This window comes from Eubacterium aggregans (genome assembly GCF_900107815.1).
Classification (GTDB): Bacteria; Bacillota; Clostridia; order Eubacteriales; family Eubacteriaceae; genus Eubacterium_O; species Eubacterium_O aggregans.
In genome coordinates, this window is record NZ_FNRK01000009.1 from 67,290 (window position 1) to 86,858 (window position 19,569).

Below are 19,569 nucleotides of genomic sequence, written 5' to 3' on the forward strand. Positions count from 1 at the left end.
CTTATTCTGGGATATTGGCGGCGACAGCTTCCTTAAGCACCGAAAGCTTAGCTTCAGCATCCTCGTGGGAGGTGCCAACCACTGAATAATAAATCTTGAGCTTTGGTTCTGTTCCGGAAGGACGCAGGGCGTACCAGGAATTTTTATCAAATACGAACTTCAGAACATTGGATTTGGGTAAATCAATCCGTGTCTTCACACCGGTTTCCAGGTCGATGCTTTCTCCTGTTTGGTAATCATTAAAGACCACTAGCTTTTCATCGGCAAATCCATCGAAATGGGTACTCCGGAACTGTTCCATAATGGTGTTGATTTTGGCCTTGCCTTCAATACCCTCCAGGGTAATGGCCTGGACATTTTCCAGGAAGAAGCCATGCTGTGCGTATAAATCTTCCAAGGCTTCGTACAAGGTCATTCCCTTCTGCTTGTAGTAGTGGGCCATTTCGCACACCAGGGCCGAGGCTAACACGGCATCCTTATCCCGGGCATAATCCCCGGCCAGGTAACCGTAGCTTTCTTCATAGCCGATGACGAAGGTATGCTCGCCGCTTTCCTTCCACTGTGTCATTTTTTCCCCGATGTATTTAAAGCCCGTGAGGACATCGTACACCGCAGCTCCCTGGGCTCTGGCGATCACCCCGCCCATTTCGCTGGTCACAATGGTTTTAATCACCGCCTTATTGTCCGGATAATCCCGGGTTTTCAGCATATAATCCACCAGCAGGGCCCCGGTTTGGTTTCCGGTGAAAACCACATAATCTCCATTGGATTTTCGACAGACTACCCCGACACGGTCACAGTCCGGGTCGGTCCCGATGATTACATCGGCGCCATCCTTTTCGGCCATGGCAATAGCGATGTTAAAGACAGATTTTTCCTCGGGATTAGGGTAGGATACCGTTGGAAAATTCCCATCGGGCTGTTCCTGTTCCTTAACCACCACCACATTTTTGTAACCGAGATCTGCCAGTACCCGACGCACCGGCACATTACCACTGCCGTGGATGGGGGTGTAAATCACCTTTAAATCACTGCCGGGGTTGGCATGGGCCACCCCCTCAACAGCGGCGGCAAAAGCATCATCCACCTCAGGCCCAATGGTAATAATATGTTCGTCATCAATGGCAGCAAGCTTTACCCCGAAATAATCCTCAATTTTATCAATTTCTGCTACCACCGCATTAGCCACTTCAGCGGTAATCTGACCGCCGTCTGGGCCGTACACCTTATAGCCGTTGTAAATCTTTGGATTATGGGACGCTGTTACGGCAATCCCCGCAGCGGTTTTTAAATGGCGCACGGTAAAAGACAGTACCGGCACCGGACGCAGGCTATCGAAAAGATATGCCGTAATCCCATTGGCCGCCAATACTTGAGCCGCTATCTGGGCAAATTCCGGAGAAAAGTTTCTGGAATCATAGGCGATGGCCACACCCTTTTCTGCATTGGCGGGGTCCGCTGCCAGCAGGTACTGGGCCAGCCCCTGGGTCGCTCGGGCAACCACATAAATATTCATACGGTTGGTCCCCATTCCAATTTTTCCACGCATACCCGCCGTGCCAAAGGCCAAGTCCGTATAGAATCGATCCTCTAATTCCTTTTCATCCCGAATGACTGAGAGCTCCTTGTACATGTTGGCGTCCCATTGCATAAAATCCTTCCATGCCTGGCAATTTGTCTGATAATCCATTCTTCTCTCCTCCTTGGTGTAATTGCTTTTCGGTTTCATACATTATAACCCACTCCCTTTTTCGCCACAAGAGAAAAGCGCTTAAAGCTCTAAATTTTTAAGATATTCTCTGAATTTATCTTCTAATCCAGGGGTTCGCAGACCGTATTCTACCGTGGCTTCCAAAAATCCCAGCTTATCCCCCACATCGTAACGGCGTCCCGCAAAATCGTAAGCTACCATCTTTTCCCGGCGGGCCAATTTTTTCAGTCCATCCGTCAGCTGGATTTCTCCACCGGCACCCCGACCCGTATGCTCCAGGATTTCAAAAATCTCCGGGGAGATGATGTATCGGCCCAGGATGGCCAGGTTGGAGGGTGCTTCATCAATGGGAGGCTTTTCCACCAAGTCTTCCACTTCATACACATAGTCTGACAGGGACTTTCCAGAAACGATACCGTATTTATCCACCTGATCATCCGGAACCGCCTGCACACCGATAACCGAGGCTTGATATTTATCATAAACATTAATCATTTGCTTTAAGGCTGGGTTTTCTTCATTATAAACGATATCGTCCCCCAGGACCACGGCAAAGGGTTCATCTCCCACAAATTCCTTGGCACAGAGTACGGCATGTCCCAAGCCCTTGGCTTCCCCCTGGCGCACCGTAAAGATATTGGCCATATTGGTAATGTTCTCCACCATGCGCAGCTCGGCTTCCTTTCCCTTCATCTTAAGATTGAATTCCAGCTCTGGTACATGGTCAAAGTGATTAATGATAATATCCTTATTGCGCCCGGTGATAATCAGAATATCCTCAATCCCGGATGCCACAATTTCCTCGATAATATACTGGATGGTGGGTTTATCCACAATGGGTAAAATTTCCTTAGGAACGGATTTTGTCACAGGTAGGAACCGTGTTCCCAAACCAGCTGCCGGTATAACGGCCTTACGTACTTTCATGCTTTTCTCCTATCTTTTAATTATAATAATCTAATCCACAATGAGCGGCTCGGTCCTGATCAAAGGCATGGACCACATCGATAAAAGTGGTCCCCGCCATACGCTTCCCTAAGGAAGGCATGAGCAGACGCTCCATTCCTTTCCATCTCCCCAGAATAACCACGGCATCCACATCTTGGGTCGCTTCTTTAACGGACAGACAAAAGAACAGATCCTCCCTTGTTCTAAACAAACGCCATTTTACTTGATCTAGGCCGTGGGGAGTGAAGAGCTGCAACTGATACCCGGCTGCTACCAGGGCCTGAATAACCACCAGCGCCGGAGCGTCCCGAAGATCATCAGTATTGGCAATGGGTGCCATCCCCAGAACTGCAATTTTCTTTGCCTTTGACCGGCGAAGCTGCTTCTTAATCCGACTGATTGTGGTTCTTAAAACCCGCTTATGATCTCCTGATACAGATTCCAGGAGTCCCATGGGTGCTTTTTTCTCTCCAGCTAGATATCGAAGGGTTTCTATTTCCTGGGAAATACAACTCCCGCCATATCCTAAAGCCTCAGAAAAGGGATTATATCCCGTTTTTTCCTGCATCCTTACAATAGACTTGATTTTCCGGGAATCGCTTCCTCCCATCTGGCTCAGACGGGTAATCCCATCCCCATAGGTCTGCTTAATGGCCAACAACCCGCTGTAGGCATAGGCCGAAAGTTCTGCTTCCTCAGGCGTGCAGTGGGCAATGCGCTTCTTCGCCCCGGACAGGGTGTGGAGCATAATGCTCAGGGCCTCAGGGATTTCCCCCAGACATCCCACTGGCATCACCGCGGTTCGCCCCATTGCCTCAAGCCAATTTCCCCGGGCGTATAAATCCGGCATAGACACCACCTGAATAGTAATCGCCTGATCCGCCTCTGCCAGGATAGCATCCACCATCCTTTGGATGGCGGAACAGCTGCCTGGGGGCATCACCGATTTAATGACCAGCACCCGATCCTCCGTCGCTGTATTGGCCACTTGTCTGGCAATGGCCTCCACAAAACGCAGACTCGGCTGATGATCCTCCCCCATAGGGACCATGGCACTGACAAAAATAACCGGACAGTTAAGAATCAGCCTCCGGGGGTGACTTAAAAACGCTAAAGTCTCCTGAGCCGTTAGTGTGGCGACGGCCTCGGATAGACCGGGCTCTTCCCCGGGAAGCTCCCCCTCAAGGGCACCATTCACCATTTCTTCATCCATGTCCGTACACATCGTAGAAACCCCAGCCTGGGCTAGAACTGTCGCCCAGGACAGACCCTCAACCGTCAAACCAATAACGCCCCCCACCATGGGTGTTTTCTCTGTATTCTCCATTACCATACCCCCTTCAAGGCTTCGTACAATTCCCGTTCACCGCCTTCTCCAATACAGGCATCAATCCCTGCATTCTCCATGCGGTCCATCCCTAGGGGCACCGTTACCGAGGACAATACAATGGGCACGGATCGGCTGCCCGTATGTTTGAGCTTGCGGATACACTTGGCGACGGTGACCCCATCCATGAGGAACATCGCCTTTTCCAACACAATACCATCATATCGTCCTTCTTCTGAAGCTGAAAATATCTCCACTGCCTTTAAACCATTGGCTGCCTCATCCACCTGAATCCCCCAGGTTTCGGCTAGGGCGATAATATCTTTGCCTTCCCCCCTGGGACCAATGCCATAGAGCAAATGCTTCCCTGTAAAGGAAGCGGTATCCATATCTAATGCTTCACCGACAGCTATCTCAGCTTTTCCTTCTTCTGGTGGTTCATCCTCTGCTTTCACTCTTCCTTCAGGTTCTCTTTCCTGCTCCAGAATGAACGCTGGCTCATCTCCTGATGACAGTGCCTCCGCTAATGCATCCCCGTCTACTGATTGGGATGCCTGTGTTGGCTTCTTTGCTTCTGTTTCTTCCAAAGCCGCCGTTTCCACTTCAGTCTCACGATCTAATTCCGGCTGTATCACAGGTTCCGGCTGGCATTTCAATTCACACGCCACAGGAGCTTCTAGCTCCATCCCCTCTTCTGGTGGTGCTTCTGACCAGGGCGTTCCCAGGATATCTAATATCCGCCTCAACGCCCCATCCCCATCTTCTCCTGTTGCCAGGGCCTCCCGTGCTACATCACGGATTTGATCCAGCACCTCCGGTGCCTCTATTTGCTCATGTTTTTTAAAAAAATCTCGCCACTTCCCAGCCATTCTCTATTCTCCGTTCACATTGCTGTTGGGTATTATTATACAATAAAAAATTGCAAATAGAAAGCCACCCCCCTAGACCGGAGGATGGCTTTTTCAAGAAAATTTATTTTTTAAAAACAGAATCGGTTATTTCATCCGTTCCTACAGCGGAATCCAAAAGATGAATCAGCTCTAACGCACTTCGGAAGGGAATTTTCTGCTGGGTTTGTGTCCACAGAACGGTTCCCTGCCACGTGTTATTTTGGGTGTTCAAGATTTCCAGGATAAAGGTCTGTCCGCCCTTTGTTTTGATGGTTGTCGTATTGTCCTGCATTCTTTTCCCCTTTACATCCAGGTTATTTGGCAGCTTCGATGGTGACGTTTCCCCAGCTGGTAATATTGCCTGCAGTATCTTTAGTCGGGGTGAAATTATCAGACTGAATTAATTCAGCCTTTAGATTCATGCTAAACGATTTTTCAGCCATTTCATTCCCCCAGGTTGTTGGAATGGTAACCGTATTAAAGATGGTTGCAGTATCCCCAGGTTTCAACTCTGTATTGTAATAGAAATATCCGTCAGACCCCAAGACCCATCCAGGATTCAAGGTGATCCCCGTTTGAAATTCTGCAATCTGAGATGCTGTTAAACCGGTGTAGTCAATCTTCATCCGGGCGTATGCATTTTGAGAATTTGCATCCAACGTGATGACGGGAACCTTACTTAAGGTTTTACCGGGAGTGATGCTTGTATAATCCCGGCCACCATCTTCTCGCTTTGTCCCATCGGTCGACCCGTCTTCCGTTAACGTCCCAGAGACCTTACCCAAGGTGAAAACATTCTGCTTGGTATCGGTATCGGTAAAGTATGCTAAGGTGGCGCCAACAGCAATGATGGCGATCACGGCCAATGCCGAAATCAGCATGGCGGCTTTTTTGGTAGTTGTCATAAGGTACTCCTTCTATCGAAAGGGGGCATACTCAGGATGTCCCTTTGGTTCAGTTAAGTTAGAATTAAAGCGCTACGAAAAGATCGTTGCCCGTTCTTTGGGCGTTGGCAAGTTTAATTAATTCTGCCTTATACACTGACGCCGTATCGGTGCTCTGTACTGCAAAACCCTGTGCATCAATCTGGAATGCAGGCAGGTGATCAATGGCGATGGTATTTCCCAAAGCATCAATATAGTCTGTTTTTGCTATATTTGTTGCAATCGTATTACTATCTACTTCCGTTTTTGTTTCCGTATCCGCATCAAACTTCCCATTTGAATTTAAATCTTCATAGGTATATGTTTTTGTTGTTGCTAACTGGGTCGTTGTATAAGTTTTTAATCCTGCATTAACGGTAATGTTTTGGAAAATCGCATTGGTACTGGCACCCGCAGTTACAATGCTTTTATATGCATAGAGTTCAGAACCATTGGCCGATTTTGCAATTAATTCCCAGTCCGTCGTGTTCAAATCATTAATGGTACAATATTTTGCGAATTCAGTTTGGGACATTGTCGTATTTAATCCCTTAAAATCAAGGGCCATGGCGACGTATGCCGGCTCATTGGATGCGGTCAAATCAACAACAGGGTTTTTTGCCAAAACTTGACCAGGTGTGTATTTTTCAGCGGCATCTTTATCCCAGTTTGTTTCCGTTAATTCACCCTTAATATTTGAAGTACTGGTAAACTTATTTTCTAACTTATCCGTCGTTGTACTCAAATACGCTAAGGTTGCACCCACTGCGATAATTGCCAACAAAGCAATAACGGTAATACCCTTTGCCATTTTTTTTACGTTCATTTTTTTACCCTCCATTTTGGATTGAATTTTATATTTAAAAAGTCCATGCTTTTTTAAATCCGATTTTATCTCAATCTTATGTATAGTATAATTCCCAGCTGTCACACCGTCGTCACATCCAAGTCTTTATGTCTTTTTTTATTCAATATTCACTGCAATTTCTGACGTTACCGCACTTGCCATGCCACTGAAATCATCAATCCCCCAGGCCCCTTTCAAAGAAGAATTCCCATCGGCATCCTTTTGACCAGCAGCCACACCTTCGGTGAGGACTTGAAGTTCAAAGTGGGTACTTTCCGGTAGTTTGCCCGTATAAGTAACCGCGGTGATTAAGTTCGCAGTCGTACTCCCTGGTGTTACAGCGTCTGTATAATAATAGTAGCTTTCCCCACTGCTTTGATCGACCACCCATTTAGAATCTGTACCAAAGGTGTAATTTACCTTCCCAGCCATATCCACTGGCACCACCTGTCCGGCGTATTCAGTCCCATCATTGTATCGAAGAATCGGCACTAATCGAACCCGTACATAGGTATCGACGGTTTTATAGTCGGGTTTATCTAAATTTTTAATGGCAACGGTCTTTGACACTGTCGGATTTTCTGCTGTCATTTCTGCATAATGATTCACGTTCTCATTGTCGTTTCCCGGGTTTTCTAAATCCTGGGTTTTATCCCCACCTGTCTCAATCACACTCACGTTCACATGCCCACCATCAAAGGCGTTCACCTTGGTTCCGGTGACGGCGCTTAACAGTGCAACTGTGCTGCCGACTATTAAAAAAGCGATGGCAGCAACAATGAGGAAAAGCTGTTTTTTATTATTTCTTAGATTTTTTATGAGCTGCTGCATTCTTTTTCTCCTTCCCCTTCTTCGGTGTTTTCTCTTTAAATAAAAGATCTGGTACGAAGGTAAGTACCAGCACCACTAGAATGATGGTGATCAGGATGATCATTCCCTGCCGGGTTTGGGCGTAAACGGCCAGGTATCCAAGCATTGGAACGGTAAAAGCCGGCTTGCCAACTAAGTTTTCATAGGATACACTACCGCCGTCTGGAGTATTGTTGGCATCTCCCTTCGTGTAGAAACATTGATTTTGTGTATCGATGGCAATGACCCGGTGGGTAACCATGGTATCTGCACTAATTTTAAAGGTAATGGGATCGCCCGGCTTTACCTCGTTGGCATCTGCGTCTTTAACGAAAATTAGGCTCCCCACATGATAGGTGGGTTCCATACTCCCGCTGAGTACGGCCAAAGGTGTCATCCCAAGGAGTCGTGGCAGCATCATAATGGCCGCCAACCCCACTAAAAGGATTAAGATGATTGTTGTTACGATATTATAGGCTTTTCTCATTCGGGTTTGTCATCCTTCTTCGTTTTATGCCCCCATAATAGCAAGGTCAAGTCACATCATGGTCACAACGCATTTTTTCATTCCCTATCCTGCGATAATTTCCTCTATTTTCCCCTTGTTATATGATTTCATTTAAAGTATAATAAAGTCGAATAACTTGTGTGTACATGTTTAGGACTTAAATTCAAATCACAAAACAAAGGGGAGACTGTCAATGAAAAAGTTGATAATGGAAAACAAAGAACTTTGTATGTCTTGTTTAAGCTGTGAGCTGGCCTGTGCCGAAGCCTTTTACAAGGCGCCGGTATCGGAGTACGCCTGCATTCAGATTAACAAAAAGGACGACGGCACCATCAAGCCCAGCCTATGCGTACAATGCGGTAAATGTGCCAGAGCCTGTGAAGCTGGCGCTATTACTCAAAATAAAAAAGGAACCTACATCCTGAACAAAAAGCTCTGTGTGGGCTGTTTGAAGTGTGTGGATGCCTGTCCCTTCGGCCTCATTGTGAAAGCCGATAATGTGGAAAAGCCGTCTAAATGTATTGCCTGCGGCATTTGCGTCAAAGCCTGCCCAGTGGATATTCTAAAGGTCGTTGAATCCTAATAAGGATTTGTCAAGTTTTTTTCAACAGAAAAAGGACGATTGCATTAAACAAAATCACCCACAGATGTCCGGCATATAAAACCAGTTAAGGTCGACTTGACGCGAACAGCGAAGCTGTCCGCGGAGTGGAGACTAAAATGGATTTATATGTCGGACATCGACTGTGAGTGATCTCTTGTGCAATCGTCCTTTTTACGCTATTGATTTACTGATTATACTTTTCTTCAATCGCCGTAATTTCGTCCAGACGGCGTTGGTGGCGGCCACCTTCGAATTCGGTATAGAGCCATTTCTTCACAATGGCCTTGGCCAGTTCAGTGCCCAGCACCCGTCCGCCTAAAACCAATACGTTGGAATCATTATGGCGTCTGGTCATTTCGGCCATATATTCGTTGGTACAGAGGGATCCCCGAATTCCCGGGATCTTATTAACAGCGATGGAAATGCCCACACCGGTTCCACAAATGGCAATCCCACGCTCAGCCTGACCCCCTGCCACGGCTTCAGCGACTTTTTGCCCATAAACGGGGTAATCCACCGATTCCTCATTCTCAGGGCCCAGGTCCATATATTCAATTCCTTCATCGGATAACAGAGCTTTAATGACTTCCTTTAGCTCATATCCGCCATGATCTGATCCAATGGCTATTTTCATTTGACACCTCGCAACCTTTGATGGGCTTATTATAGCACACCCCTTCTTTTTTTCGAAGTGCAAAGATTAGAAACTTTGCTAAAGTAATTTTTAGTTAAATAAACTGATATCCTGCAGATTTATACAGGCGGTTGATAATGGCCAGGGTATCATTGGTCACCGGAATGTCCTCAGCAAAGATATGCTTAACCTTCATTTCATCAAAAATACGCAGGCGGTCGAAGAGATTCCGGCTCATCTCTGCCGGGTCCTCCCGGCTTCCCAGGGAAATGATGATTCCCTTATGATAATTTCCCATGGTTTCATCCGTGGCCAGAATCCCGATGCTGGTATCACCATTCCTGGCCAGAACCTTAATATGGCTTGAAATCTTCGCCACCCGTTCTTCGTCAGTCCCCTTGACGATGAGAACCTCACCCTCCGGGGAATAGTGGGTGTATTTCATTCCCGGGGATTTGACCTCCTCGGGAATGACATTTTCTGTAATGTTCGGGGAAATATCCACCTCACCAATAACCGCTGTCAAATCCCGGACGGTGATTCCTCCGGGACGCAAAAGGGTGGGTGGCTCAGTGGTCATATCCACCACGGTGGATTCCAGGCCCACCTCCACATCCTCCCGAATGAGGATGGCCGATACCTTCCCAAGCATATCTTCTAAAACGTGCTCCCCCTTGGTGGGGCTGGGGCGTCCGGAAATATTGGCTGAGGGTGCGGCAATGGGCACTCCAGCTTCCTGAATCAGGCGGTGGGCAATGTCCCCCGAAGGCAGACGAATGGCCACCGTGGAGAGCCCTGCGGTGACTTCCTCTGGGATGATCTCCCCCCGGGCCATGATGAGGGTTAGGGGCCCAGGCCAAAAAGCATCCATCAGAGCCCTGGCCTTTTCTGGGACCTTGGCGACCAAGCCGTCCACGGCCTCCACCTCCGCAATATGGACGATGAGAGGATTATCCCCGGGACGGCCCTTCGCTAAAAATATTTTTTTGACCGCCTCTCCGTCTAAGGCGTTGGCCCCCAATCCGTACACGGTTTCCGTGGGGAATACCACGGTTTCACCCTGGCGAATGAGCGCCCCCGCTTTTTTAAGACTTTCTGTAATGGATGCATCATCCATTTCTAAAAGCAAGGTTTCCATGTTATCCCTTCTTTCTGACTGTATTAACCCTCGTCACCATCTAATAGTGCCTGCTTCATCTCCCACAGGGCTTTGGATAAATCCACGTGATAAACATGGGGATTGATCATCCGTTTAAAGGTTGGCCACAGGGTTTTCTTTTCCGCCACCAAGTGGGCCTTGCTCTCGGCAATGGTGGGAATATCATAAACCTTTTTACCCTCCACAAAAATAGGGACCAATAGTTCCTTTAGATAATAATCCGTGATGGTCCGTTTTTTCCAGGTATGCATGGGGTGGAAAATGGTTAAGGGTTCATTTTCATCGATCACCTCATCCCCCAGGCACAGCAAATCCGCCAGGGCCATGTTGTTACTCTTGCCATAAATCCGATAGATTTTCTTATATCCGGGATTCGTGATTTTCCAGGGATCGTTGGAAATCTTGATTTTAGGCTTTCCATCGATTTGGGCCATTTTGTAAACTCCCCCCAAGGCCGGGCAATCGTAAGCGGTAATGAGCTTCGTCCCAATTCCCCAGGAATTAATCTTTGCCCCCTGAATTTTCAGGTCCTTAATGAGGTATTCATCCAAATCTGAGGAAGCGACAATAACCGCATCGGTGAGACCCTCAGCATCCAGCATCTTTCTGGCCTCTGCGGTAAGGTAGGCTAAATCCCCGGAATCGATGCGAATCCCGTAATTCCCGGTAATCCGGCCATCAGCCAGGCATTCCTTAAACACCTGGATGGCGTGGGGCATTCCCTGCTCTAAAGTATTGTAGGTATCCACCAGTAAGACCGCATTCTGGGGATTATATTTTACAAATTTATAAAAGGACTCAAGCTCCGTATCATAACTTAAGACAAAGCTGTGGGACATGGTTCCCATAGAGGGCTTCCCCAACATCGCTTCGGTTTCCACCACCGAGGTTCCAGCACAGCCCCCAATAACGGCTGCCCGAGCACCAAAATACCCGGCCTCGGTACCATGGGCCCGGCGCAGTCCAAATTCCATCACCGGATCTCCCTTGGCCTCCTCGACAATGCGGGATGCCTTGGTGGCAATCAGGGTCTGATGATTGATGATGGACAAAATGGTGGTCTCCACAAGCTGGGCCTCAATGAGGGGTGCCTTCACCCGGATGATGGGTTCAAAGGGAAAGATAACCGTTCCTTCTGGTACGGCATACAGCTCTCCGGTAAACCGAAAGCCGCGTAAATAGTCGATGAAGCCATCGGAGAATTCAGGATGGTTCGCCTTTAAAAGCCGAACATCTTCTTCCTCAAAGGCTAACCCTTCAATATATTCGATGACCTGTTCAAGTCCAGCCGCTACTGTGTAGCCGCCACCAAAGGGATTATTCCGGATGAATACGTCAAATACGGCGATTTCGTCCTTCTTACCATCTTCTAAATACACGTTTCCCATACTCAGCTGGTATAAGTCCGTGGCCAGCTGAAGTTTTCTTTCAAATTGCATTTCTGTCTCCTATTCTCCTGCTCCATATCCTTCAATCGATTTTAATGTCAATTCACTTTGCTTACTGTCTTTTTCCGCACTTCCTCTCCATAGCAGGCAAAACCATTTTTCCCCAGCCCTTTGGCATGGTACATGGCCTGATCTCCATGGCTATACAAGGTTTCAAAATCCGTTCCATCCCTGGGAAAACAGGCAATCCCAATGGTACATCCCAGGGGACTGCCATCCGGTAATTGAATGGCCGATACCCGTTTCAAAACATGGCGGGCTCGGGCGGTAACATCATCCGCTTCTCTCAGCTCCTTCATCAATACAATGAATTCATCGCCGCCAATCCGCCCAATAATGTCTGAAGCCCTGAAAATTTCTGTTAGATTTTTCACCAACTCCATTAAAATTTGATCGCCGTAAGCATGGCCAAAATGATCATTAACTTTTTTGAAGTCATCAATATCAATGAGGAGCAGGCAATGGGATGAACCCTGTCGAAAGCTAGACAGCAATAAGAGGGTCTCAATTTCTTCCCGGACAGCTTTTTTATTGAAGGCACCCGTCAGCGGGTCCCGCCGGGCGTGATCTACCAAATTATTTTCCCGACATTTTTGATCCTCAATATCACTAATAATCCCAATAATTCTCCGGGTTTCACCACCATCATCCTGAATACCTACCAATCTAATTCGACTCCAATGAGACTGACCGTCCCCGTAGATAAAACGAAATTCCTCTTCGGCAAATTCCTGTCCTCCCAGAATCATCATCACCATCCCCTGGAAAGACAAGGCTTCACGCTCCTCCACCATGCTGCCATTTTCAATCATCTCCGGAGTGGGCGTATATCCTAAAGCAGACCACCATTTCGTGGAGGTCTGTACTTGGGCACATCCCAGATCCCATTCAAAATATAAAACATCCATGGCGTCAAGAATAACCTGATTGCGCAAATCTTCCATGCGGACGGCTTCGCAATAGGCCTCTTCTATCTGCCCTTCCATTTTTTCTCTGAGACGAATGACCCGTAAAAGAAGCAGCGTGAAAGCAATCATATCCAAAAGTAATGGCGCTACCGTCCAAAGGGAGGTATCCCATGTCCGTCCATTGATGATATTGTTAACCAACACCATGAGCGAAACGACCATCAGGCACAAGCAGGCTAACGCGATTTCGTAATTCCGATCCCTCTCCATTTTAAAAATCTTTTTTTGTTTCTCTTTAATTTTCATTCCACTCTCCATGGAAGCATGGGCTCCGTTGCCCCCCAGCTGGACCCCGCCAAATATGTATACTTATTTTATCACTCTCTTTTATTTTTTTCAATGGTGAACCTCGACTTCCCAAATCTTACAAAAAAACCGACAAAACAAAGAATATTCTGTCGGTTTATTATTCTATTGGCGGATTGGCTTAACCATCAACCTTGGTAATTTCAATGGTTGCATCATGACCGTTTAATCCAAAAACATCTCCGCTACTGCCCATCGTTAAGCTCTCGGCCAAAGTTTCCTGCTTAACAAAGTCAGCATAGGCAGTAATGGCAGCCACTAAAGCATCGTCACCACTGTAGGTAATGTGGATATGGTCCATCACCTCATAGCCCTTGTTTTTACGCATCTGCTGTACCTTGGAAACCAGTTCCCGGGCCAAACCTTCATCCACTAAATCTTGGGTGAGGCTGGTATCCAGGATGACAAACCGATTTCCCTCGGTCTGAACGTTGAAGCCCGGTTTCGCAGAAATACGTACGTCCACCATTTCCGGGGTCACTTCTATGGTTTGTCCATCCACATCCACCGGGAAGTTTTCCCCTGCTTCTGTGGCTGCCACCAGGGCCGGAGCATCCACTGTCGCCATGGCCTTGCCCAGGAGCTTCACGTTTTTGCCCAAAATCGGGCCAGCCACTTTAAAGTTTGGCTTAATGGTATAATCCATAAACGCTCCCAAGTTATCTTTAAAGACCACTTCCTTGATGTTCAGCTCTTCCTGCATCAGACCTACCAGGTTTTTAAGCAGATCTTTATACTTGCCATCAATAATGACTTCGGACAGGGGCTGGCGCACCTTAATTTTAGCATCCTCCCGGGCACTGCGGCCCAGACTGACCAAATCCCGAACCAGGTCCATGGGTTCCTCCACACCATCGTCAATGAGCGCATCTTCTGCAACGGGATAATCCGCCAAGTGGACGGATTCCTTCCCTGTGAGGTCGCAGTAAATTTCTTCACTGATATAGGGAGCGTAGGGCGCACACAGGCGGCTCAGTCCCTCCAGGACCTCATAGGTGGTCCGATAAACTGCTTTTTTATCCGCGCTCATTCCCGATTCCCAGAAACGGCGGCGGTTCCTTCGAATATACCAGTTGGACAGGTCTTCATTGACGAAGAACTGGATTTTTCGGACGGCCCGGGTGAGGTCGTACTGATCCATTTCCTCGGCGACCTCCCGCACGAGGCGGTTGTATTTCGACAGAATCCAGCGGTCGATATCCGGACGGCTCGCCACAGGCACATCAAAGGTTCTTGGATCGATGCCGTCGGTATCGGCATACAGAGCAAAGAAGGTGTAGGTATTCTTTAAGGTATTGAAGAATTTGCTGCGCACTTCTTTCAGTCCCTCCACATCAAACTTGGTGGGGGTCCAGGCCGGGGACACGTAGAGCAGATACCATCTTAAGGCATCGGCGCCATATTCGTCAAAGAGCTCGAAGGGGTCCACGGTGTTTCCCTTGGACTTACTCATCTTCTGACCCTCTGCGTCCAAGATCAAATCGTTAACCAGTACATTTTTATAGGGTGCCTTTCCCGTGACAAAGGAGGAAATGGCCAGTAAGGAGTAAAACCATCCCCGGGTCTGGTCGATGCCTTCGCAGATAAAGTCTGCTGGAAAGGCGTCATCTGGCAGTGGGGGGATGTCCGCATCCTTGGGGCTTTGCCCTTCCTTGAGCTGGGCAAAGGGGTAGTGCTGCTGGGCAAAGGGCATGGAGCCAGAATCGAACCAGCAGTCAATGACATCCTTCACCCGGGTCATCCGGCCGCCGCATTTGGGGCAGGTCAGATGGACCTCATCCACATAGGGGCGGTGGAGCTCGATATCTTCAGAAATATCCTCGATGGCTTTCTCTGCCAACTCTGCCCGGGAACCCACGGAGGCCAGGCCATCACAGTCTTCATCGTCACAGCGCCAAATGGGCAGGGGCGTCCCCCAGTAACGGCTTCTGGAAATGGCCCAGTCGTTCAGGTTTTCCAGCCAGTTGCCAAAACGTTTTTCTCCCACAAATTCCGGGAACCAGTTAACCCCATTATTATTCTTGATAAGACGCTCTTTAATCTTGGTAATTTCAATATACCAGCTGGGTTTGGCATAGTACACCAATGGCGTTTTACACCGCCAGCAATGGGGATAGTTATGAAGGACTTTTTCCTTTTTAAAGAGGACCCCTTTATCCTTTAGCCATTTAATGATTTCAATATCCAGGCCCTCTTCCATGACGAAGTGACCCTTCCAAGGCGTGGCGGTATAGGCGCCATCCTCTCCCACAGGCTTGATAACGGGCAGGTTATACTTCCGTCCCACCTGGTAGTCGTCCTCCCCGAAGGCCGGGGCGATATGGACGATCCCCGTGCCATCGTCGGTGGTGACGTAATCCGCACAGGTCACATAAAAGGCTTTGCCCTTGACGGGCACATCGGCAAAGGGCATGAGGCGGTCATATTCAATGCCCTCTAAGTCACTCCCCTTCATTTCTGCAATGATTTCATAATCCTCACCCAGCAGCCTATCCGCCAATACCTTGGCACAGATATAGGTTTCTCCATGGCTAACGGCCTTAATGTAGTCCGCCGCCGGGTTAACCGCCAGAGCCACGTTGGCGGCCAGGGTCCAGGGAGTGGTGGTCCACACCAGGAAATATTCATCGGCATCAGAGCGCTTAAAGCCCACCACCACGGTATTGGTTTTAATTTCCTGATAGCCCTGGGCCACCTCATGGGAGGCTAAACCGGTACCACAACGGGGGCAATAGGGCAGAATCTTATGGCCTTCATAAATGAAGTCTTCTTCAAAAAATTTATTCAGAATCCACCATACGGATTCAATATAATCATTATCCAGGGTAATATAGGGATTTTCTAAATCCACAAAATATCCCATGCGCTTGGTCATTTCACGCCACTGTGCCTCGTAGCTGAACACCGAATCCTTACATTTTTTATTAAATTCGGCAATCCCATAGGCCTCGATTTCTGGCTTACTGGAAATTCCCAGATGTTTTTCCACTTCAATTTCCACCGGCAGGCCGTGGGTATCCCATCCGGCTTTTCGAAGAACCCGTTTGCCCTTCATGACCTGGTATTTACAGACCGAGTCTTTTAAGGTTCGGGCGATGACATGGTGAATCCCCGGGCGGCCATTGGCCGTCGGCGGCCCTTCGTAAAACACAAAGTTTTCACAACCCTCACGATTGTCAATGGACTTCTGAAGGATATCCATATCCTCCCATTTCTTTGCGATGCACGCTTCGGTTTCTTTCACCGGAGCCGTTTTTAATTCTTTAAATAGAGCCACTCGTTTCCCTCCTACAAAAAAGTAACGTCCCTTGCACAAAAGCATTGTACAAGGGACGATAATAGACTTGTTTTACCGCGGTACCACCCACATTAATACGGCATTTTCCGTATTCACTCATTCTCCATTTAACGGTGGCCCGAGATATCCTACTTCATCACGTTCAGATATCCTGCTCCAAGGTGATCTCAATGGGTCCTGCCTGGGCCCCCTTCCACCATACGGGCGGCCTCTCTGTTCTGCATTTTACCATTGCGTCCTTTTCCACGCATTTATATACTTACTATTTCCATATTCTAACATGAATCCAATGAAATGCAAGGGAAATTTCCATTATCTGGACTTCTCTCTGCTTTTTCAGGTATAATAAAAAGAATCAAAATAAGGAGCGTGTGAAAAATCATGATCAATATTGCCATTTGTGATGATAATCCATTAGATCTGACCCAGCTGGAAGGGAGCATCTTAAATCTTTCCAAAGCGTTGAACCTTCCCGTTTGCCTGACCACTTATCCTGATGGCAAAGCCCTGCTTGCCCACTTGGATCATACGGATTTTACCGCCATTTTCCTGGATATTTTTATGGCAGATTTAAATGGTATTGACGTTGCCCAGGCCATTGCAAAGCGGTCTGATGCCTTCATCATCTTTACAACCACCAGCTCAGAATTCGCTCTGGAGGCCATTGATCTGGGTGCGGTCCACTATCTGATCAAACCCATCACTGAGGAAGCCCTCCGGGAAGTCTACCGCCGCTGTGCCGCCCGTTCTACCAAGCGCCGGGACCCTCTTTTGGAAATCACAGTGGATCGGAGAAAACTAACCCTCTTTCAATCGGATATCCAATACATTGCCGCCAACAACAAAACCTCGATTATTTATACCTCGATGGGCTCCTACCGCACCTACGAGGCGATCCACCACCTCGCCAATCGTCTCGACACCGCACGTTTCATCGTCCCCCAACGCAGCTATATTGTTAATCTGGATTATATCAGCCGTTTTCAGAAAACCCGCATTACCCTGAAAAACGGTCAGGAAATCACCGTTGGCCGTCAATCCCGAAACGAAGTGGCCAACCGCTATACCGATTATCTGGCGGGTATTGTACGGAGAAACGTCCTATGATCGTCCTGCTTTCAGCCTGTCTGGGGTATTGGGTACAGATTTTACCATCCATCCTTTTGCTGGTCTTCTTGTTTTCCAATCGCCTGCGCTTGACCGGGATGCCTTTGGTCCTCGCCTTAACGGGCATTGTTTTAATTCCTGGAGTGTGCTTTGCCATTACCGCTAATTTTTTACCTGTTTTCCTTGGCGATATGCCGACAGAACAGGTCCGATTCATGTGCTTTGCCTTTTTCATGATTCTAACCTATCTGTCCCTTCTACCCCTTTTTGACGAATCCCTGTCCCGCAAGCTTTTCTTTTTTGGCGTCGTCTGCAATTACTCCCAGGTTATTTCGACCTTGGCCATGCTCATTGAACGCACAAGTGCTGTCCAAACCATCAGCTCCAACAGTGATTTTTTTTCCATGACAAACTCCCTTATTTCTGTTTGGCTGCTGGTTTTTACCTTTCCTTTTGTGTTTTATATCCTTAGCCGACGCTACCCCCTTATTCTGGAATCCGTTTCAGACCGGGTCTGGGGATGGCTGGCCTTTGCCAGCGTCATTGAATTTGGCCTTTTATCCTTTGGCGGTCTCCTCCTTCCCCTGACTACCTTAGATGCCTTCAGCCTTTTCGCCATGTCCGGGATCATCCTGAATATCGTGCTCCTTTATGTTTATGTATATAGCATCCTTAAAAACGCCTGGCAACAAACCCAAAAGACCCTGGAGGAAAAACAGGCACGCTTTCTACTCGACCTTCAAACTCAACGAATGAAAGATCTGCACCAGGCCATTGCAGATACCAGACAATCCCGCCACGATCTGCGTCATCATCTCCAGGCCTTATCCACTTTAGCCTCTCAGGAGGATGGCAGTACTGCGGAGGAGCGGCTCCTCCACATCCAGGATTACCTAAAGGCCTACACAGAAATTGTCGATCAGCGGGAGTTCATTCCGCTGTGCCATAACCTATTGGTGGATAGTCTTCTAAATTACTATCGCTGTAAAGCGCTGGATGCCAAGGTCTCCGTTGAAATCCACGCTAACCTTCCAGAGATATCCATGATTCCAGATCCCTTGCTTTGCATTATTTTAGGAAATTTATTGGAAAATGCCCTGGATGCCACGATGGAACTTCCTCCTGGTGAAGGCCGCATTCAAGCCATCATCCAAACACTGGGAGAAAACCTCATCATTACCGTCGATAATACCTTTAATGGTGATTTAAACCTTAAGGGAAATATCTTCCACAGTACTAAAGCCACGGGCTCTGGGTTGGGACTCCTCAATGTCAGCCATACCGCCGAGAGCTACGGCGGCAATGCCCTTTTTGAAGGAAACGACCAAACCTTCCACGCTTCTGTCATTCTCCCCGTTGGCGGTCCCTGCCCTATTTTTGAAGAATAAGCATAAACTGAACCCATTAAAAACTTTTAAACTGAACCATCCAGTGGTTCAGTTTTTTAGTATAATAGAACGAAATAAACAAAATACAGGAGGCCACACCATGACCATAACCACTAAAAAATGCTGCTACACTGCCTTGATGATTGCCATCACTTTCATTATGATTTATATTATCAAAATCCCCATCCCCAATGGCTATATCCACCTAGGCGATGGCGCCGTCTTTCTTTGCGGTTATATCCTTGGGCCCATCCTCGGAACCTTTGCAGCCTGTGTCGGTGCCGCCTCAGCGGACTATTTCTCTGGTTACGCCATCTACATTATTCCCACAATCTTAGCCAAGGGGACCATGGCCTGGCTAACCGCCTGGGCAATGACCCAGCCCAATCTTAAGAAGGGGACCCAAATGGCGGTTCTCTTTGGGGCCAGCATCGTCATGGCCCTCATTTATTATCTCTCAGAGGTCATAATGTACGGCAACGCCCTATCCCCCCTGGTTAACATTCCCTTCAATCTGCTCCAGGCCGCGGTTGGCCTTGTCATCGCAGTACTGCTCTTCAAGCCCCTGCGCAGCTTTCGACTAGTCGAGATTAAACCCATTTCCACCACAGAATAAATTTGTGCTATAATGAATCCAATCATACGGCATTGAAT

At 47.9% G+C, this 19,569-nt stretch carries 18 protein-coding genes and 1 other annotated feature; of the genes, 4 read left to right on the top strand and 14 right to left on the bottom strand.

Annotated elements, in window-relative coordinates; all coding sequences use genetic code 11:
* Window position 1: 1 nt before the first annotated feature.
* From BLW33_RS06725 to BLW33_RS06765, 9 genes are all read right to left on the bottom strand, one after another.
* Window positions 2-1,690, bottom strand: coding sequence for a phospho-sugar mutase (locus BLW33_RS06725; RefSeq protein WP_090306738.1), 1,689 nt, complete (start codon window positions 1,688-1,690; stop codon window positions 2-4).
* Between the two features lie 81 nt (window positions 1,691-1,771).
* Window positions 1,772-2,638, bottom strand: a complete 867-nt coding sequence (gene galU, locus BLW33_RS06730; protein ID WP_090306740.1) for a UTP--glucose-1-phosphate uridylyltransferase GalU — start codon at window positions 2,636-2,638, stop codon at window positions 1,772-1,774.
* 16 nt (window positions 2,639-2,654) lie between these two features.
* Window positions 2,655-3,986, bottom strand: coding sequence for a UDP binding domain-containing protein (locus BLW33_RS06735; protein WP_176966653.1), 1,332 nt, complete (start codon window positions 3,984-3,986; stop codon window positions 2,655-2,657).
* Entirely contained in the window at window positions 3,986-4,855 is an 870-nt protein-coding gene (locus BLW33_RS06740) for a response regulator (protein ID WP_090306745.1), read from the bottom strand. The genes BLW33_RS06735 and BLW33_RS06740 overlap by 1 nt, the downstream gene beginning before the upstream one ends.
* 103 nt (window positions 4,856-4,958) lie before the next feature.
* The gene (locus BLW33_RS06745; RefSeq protein WP_090306747.1) at window positions 4,959-5,168 is read right to left on the bottom strand and encodes a hypothetical protein; all 210 of its coding nucleotides are present in this window, start codon (window positions 5,166-5,168) and stop codon (window positions 4,959-4,961) included.
* Window positions 5,169-5,190: 22 nt separating this feature from the next.
* Window positions 5,191-5,781: a SipW-dependent-type signal peptide-containing protein gene (locus BLW33_RS06750; protein ID WP_090306749.1), complete on the bottom strand. Its 591-nt coding sequence runs from the start codon at window positions 5,779-5,781 to the stop codon at window positions 5,191-5,193.
* A 64-nt stretch (window positions 5,782-5,845) separates the two neighbouring features.
* Window positions 5,846-6,625: a hypothetical protein gene (locus BLW33_RS06755; protein WP_176966654.1), complete on the bottom strand. Its 780-nt coding sequence runs from the start codon at window positions 6,623-6,625 to the stop codon at window positions 5,846-5,848.
* Between the two features lie 138 nt (window positions 6,626-6,763).
* A complete protein-coding gene (locus BLW33_RS06760; protein WP_090306755.1) occupies window positions 6,764-7,477 on the bottom strand; it encodes a hypothetical protein in 714 nt (237 codons plus the stop codon).
* Window positions 7,446-7,982, bottom strand: a complete 537-nt coding sequence (locus tag BLW33_RS06765; protein ID WP_090306757.1) for a signal peptidase I — start codon at window positions 7,980-7,982, stop codon at window positions 7,446-7,448. The genes BLW33_RS06760 and BLW33_RS06765 overlap by 32 nt, the downstream gene beginning before the upstream one ends.
* A gap of 214 nt (window positions 7,983-8,196) precedes the next feature.
* Between BLW33_RS06765 and BLW33_RS06770 the strand changes: the two genes are divergently transcribed.
* Window positions 8,197-8,586 carry a 4Fe-4S binding protein gene (locus BLW33_RS06770; RefSeq protein ID WP_090306760.1) on the top strand — a complete coding sequence of 130 codons (390 nt, stop codon included), beginning with the start codon at window positions 8,197-8,199 and terminating at the stop codon, window positions 8,584-8,586.
* Window positions 8,587-8,791: 205 nt separating this feature from the next.
* Here the strand turns inward: BLW33_RS06770 and rpiB are convergent, their stop codons facing one another.
* The 5 genes from rpiB to ileS form a co-directional block, all read right to left on the bottom strand.
* Complete coding sequence (gene rpiB, locus BLW33_RS06775) at window positions 8,792-9,241, bottom strand: ribose 5-phosphate isomerase B (RefSeq protein WP_090306763.1); 450 nt, start codon at window positions 9,239-9,241, stop codon at window positions 8,792-8,794.
* 94 nt (window positions 9,242-9,335) lie between these two features.
* A complete protein-coding gene (locus BLW33_RS06780; protein ID WP_090306766.1) occupies window positions 9,336-10,379 on the bottom strand; it encodes an L-threonylcarbamoyladenylate synthase in 1,044 nt (347 codons plus the stop codon).
* 23 nt (window positions 10,380-10,402) lie between these two features.
* Window positions 10,403-11,839, bottom strand: coding sequence for a nicotinate phosphoribosyltransferase (locus BLW33_RS06785; RefSeq protein ID WP_090306768.1), 1,437 nt, complete (start codon window positions 11,837-11,839; stop codon window positions 10,403-10,405).
* Window positions 11,840-11,886: 47 nt separating this feature from the next.
* Window positions 11,887-13,062 (bottom strand): GGDEF domain-containing protein, encoded by a 1,176-nt coding sequence (locus BLW33_RS06790; RefSeq protein WP_176966655.1) that lies wholly within the window; start codon window positions 13,060-13,062, stop codon window positions 11,887-11,889.
* Between the two features lie 181 nt (window positions 13,063-13,243).
* Window positions 13,244-16,399, bottom strand: coding sequence for an isoleucine--tRNA ligase (ileS, locus tag BLW33_RS06795; protein WP_242911617.1), 3,156 nt, complete (start codon window positions 16,397-16,399; stop codon window positions 13,244-13,246).
* 48 nt (window positions 16,400-16,447) lie between these two features.
* Window positions 16,448-16,675, bottom strand: a binding site (T-box leader).
* Between the two features lie 126 nt (window positions 16,676-16,801).
* On the opposite strand from ileS, the gene BLW33_RS06800 reads away from it, so the two are divergent.
* The 3 genes from BLW33_RS06800 to BLW33_RS06810 all read left to right on the top strand — a co-directional run bounded on the left by BLW33_RS06800 (window position 16,802) and on the right by BLW33_RS06810 (window position 19,531).
* A complete protein-coding gene (locus BLW33_RS06800; RefSeq protein WP_090306777.1) occupies window positions 16,802-17,527 on the top strand; it encodes a LytR/AlgR family response regulator transcription factor in 726 nt (241 codons plus the stop codon).
* Window positions 17,524-18,915: a sensor histidine kinase gene (locus BLW33_RS06805; RefSeq protein WP_090306780.1), complete on the top strand. Its 1,392-nt coding sequence runs from the start codon at window positions 17,524-17,526 to the stop codon at window positions 18,913-18,915. The genes BLW33_RS06800 and BLW33_RS06805 overlap by 4 nt, the downstream gene beginning before the upstream one ends.
* A 100-nt stretch (window positions 18,916-19,015) precedes the next feature.
* Window positions 19,016-19,531, top strand: coding sequence for an ECF transporter S component (locus tag BLW33_RS06810; protein ID WP_090306783.1), 516 nt, complete (start codon window positions 19,016-19,018; stop codon window positions 19,529-19,531).
* Window positions 19,532-19,569: the final 38 nt, after the last annotated feature.

Excerpts from the sequence above, each read along its gene's own strand:
- BLW33_RS06725 (WP_090306738.1), bottom strand. The coding sequence starts at position 1,690 with ATGGATTATCAGACAAATTGCCAGGCATGGAAGGATTTTATGCAATGG.
- galU (WP_090306740.1), bottom strand. The coding sequence starts at position 2,638 with ATGAAAGTACGTAAGGCCGTTATACCGGCAGCTGGTTTGGGAACACGG.
- BLW33_RS06735 (WP_176966653.1), bottom strand. The coding sequence starts at position 3,986 with ATGGAGAATACAGAGAAAACACCCATGGTGGGGGGCGTTATTGGTTTG.
- BLW33_RS06740 (WP_090306745.1), bottom strand. The coding sequence starts at position 4,855 with ATGGCTGGGAAGTGGCGAGATTTTTTTAAAAAACATGAGCAAATAGAG.
- BLW33_RS06745 (WP_090306747.1), bottom strand. The coding sequence starts at position 5,168 with ATGCAGGACAATACGACAACCATCAAAACAAAGGGCGGACAGACCTTT.
- BLW33_RS06750 (WP_090306749.1), bottom strand. The coding sequence starts at position 5,781 with ATGACAACTACCAAAAAAGCCGCCATGCTGATTTCGGCATTGGCCGTG.
- BLW33_RS06755 (WP_176966654.1), bottom strand. The coding sequence starts at position 6,625 with ATGAACGTAAAAAAAATGGCAAAGGGTATTACCGTTATTGCTTTGTTG.
- BLW33_RS06760 (WP_090306755.1), bottom strand. The coding sequence starts at position 7,477 with ATGCAGCAGCTCATAAAAAATCTAAGAAATAATAAAAAACAGCTTTTC.
- BLW33_RS06765 (WP_090306757.1), bottom strand. The coding sequence starts at position 7,982 with ATGAGAAAAGCCTATAATATCGTAACAACAATCATCTTAATCCTTTTA.
- BLW33_RS06770 (WP_090306760.1), top strand. The coding sequence starts at position 8,197 with ATGAAAAAGTTGATAATGGAAAACAAAGAACTTTGTATGTCTTGTTTA.
- rpiB (WP_090306763.1), bottom strand. The coding sequence starts at position 9,241 with ATGAAAATAGCCATTGGATCAGATCATGGCGGATATGAGCTAAAGGAA.
- BLW33_RS06780 (WP_090306766.1), bottom strand. The coding sequence starts at position 10,379 with ATGGAAACCTTGCTTTTAGAAATGGATGATGCATCCATTACAGAAAGT.
- BLW33_RS06785 (WP_090306768.1), bottom strand. The coding sequence starts at position 11,839 with ATGCAATTTGAAAGAAAACTTCAGCTGGCCACGGACTTATACCAGCTG.
- BLW33_RS06790 (WP_176966655.1), bottom strand. The coding sequence starts at position 13,062 with ATGAAAATTAAAGAGAAACAAAAAAAGATTTTTAAAATGGAGAGGGAT.
- BLW33_RS06800 (WP_090306777.1), top strand. The coding sequence starts at position 16,802 with ATGATCAATATTGCCATTTGTGATGATAATCCATTAGATCTGACCCAG.
- BLW33_RS06805 (WP_090306780.1), top strand. The coding sequence starts at position 17,524 with ATGATCGTCCTGCTTTCAGCCTGTCTGGGGTATTGGGTACAGATTTTA.
- BLW33_RS06810 (WP_090306783.1), top strand. The coding sequence starts at position 19,016 with ATGACCATAACCACTAAAAAATGCTGCTACACTGCCTTGATGATTGCC.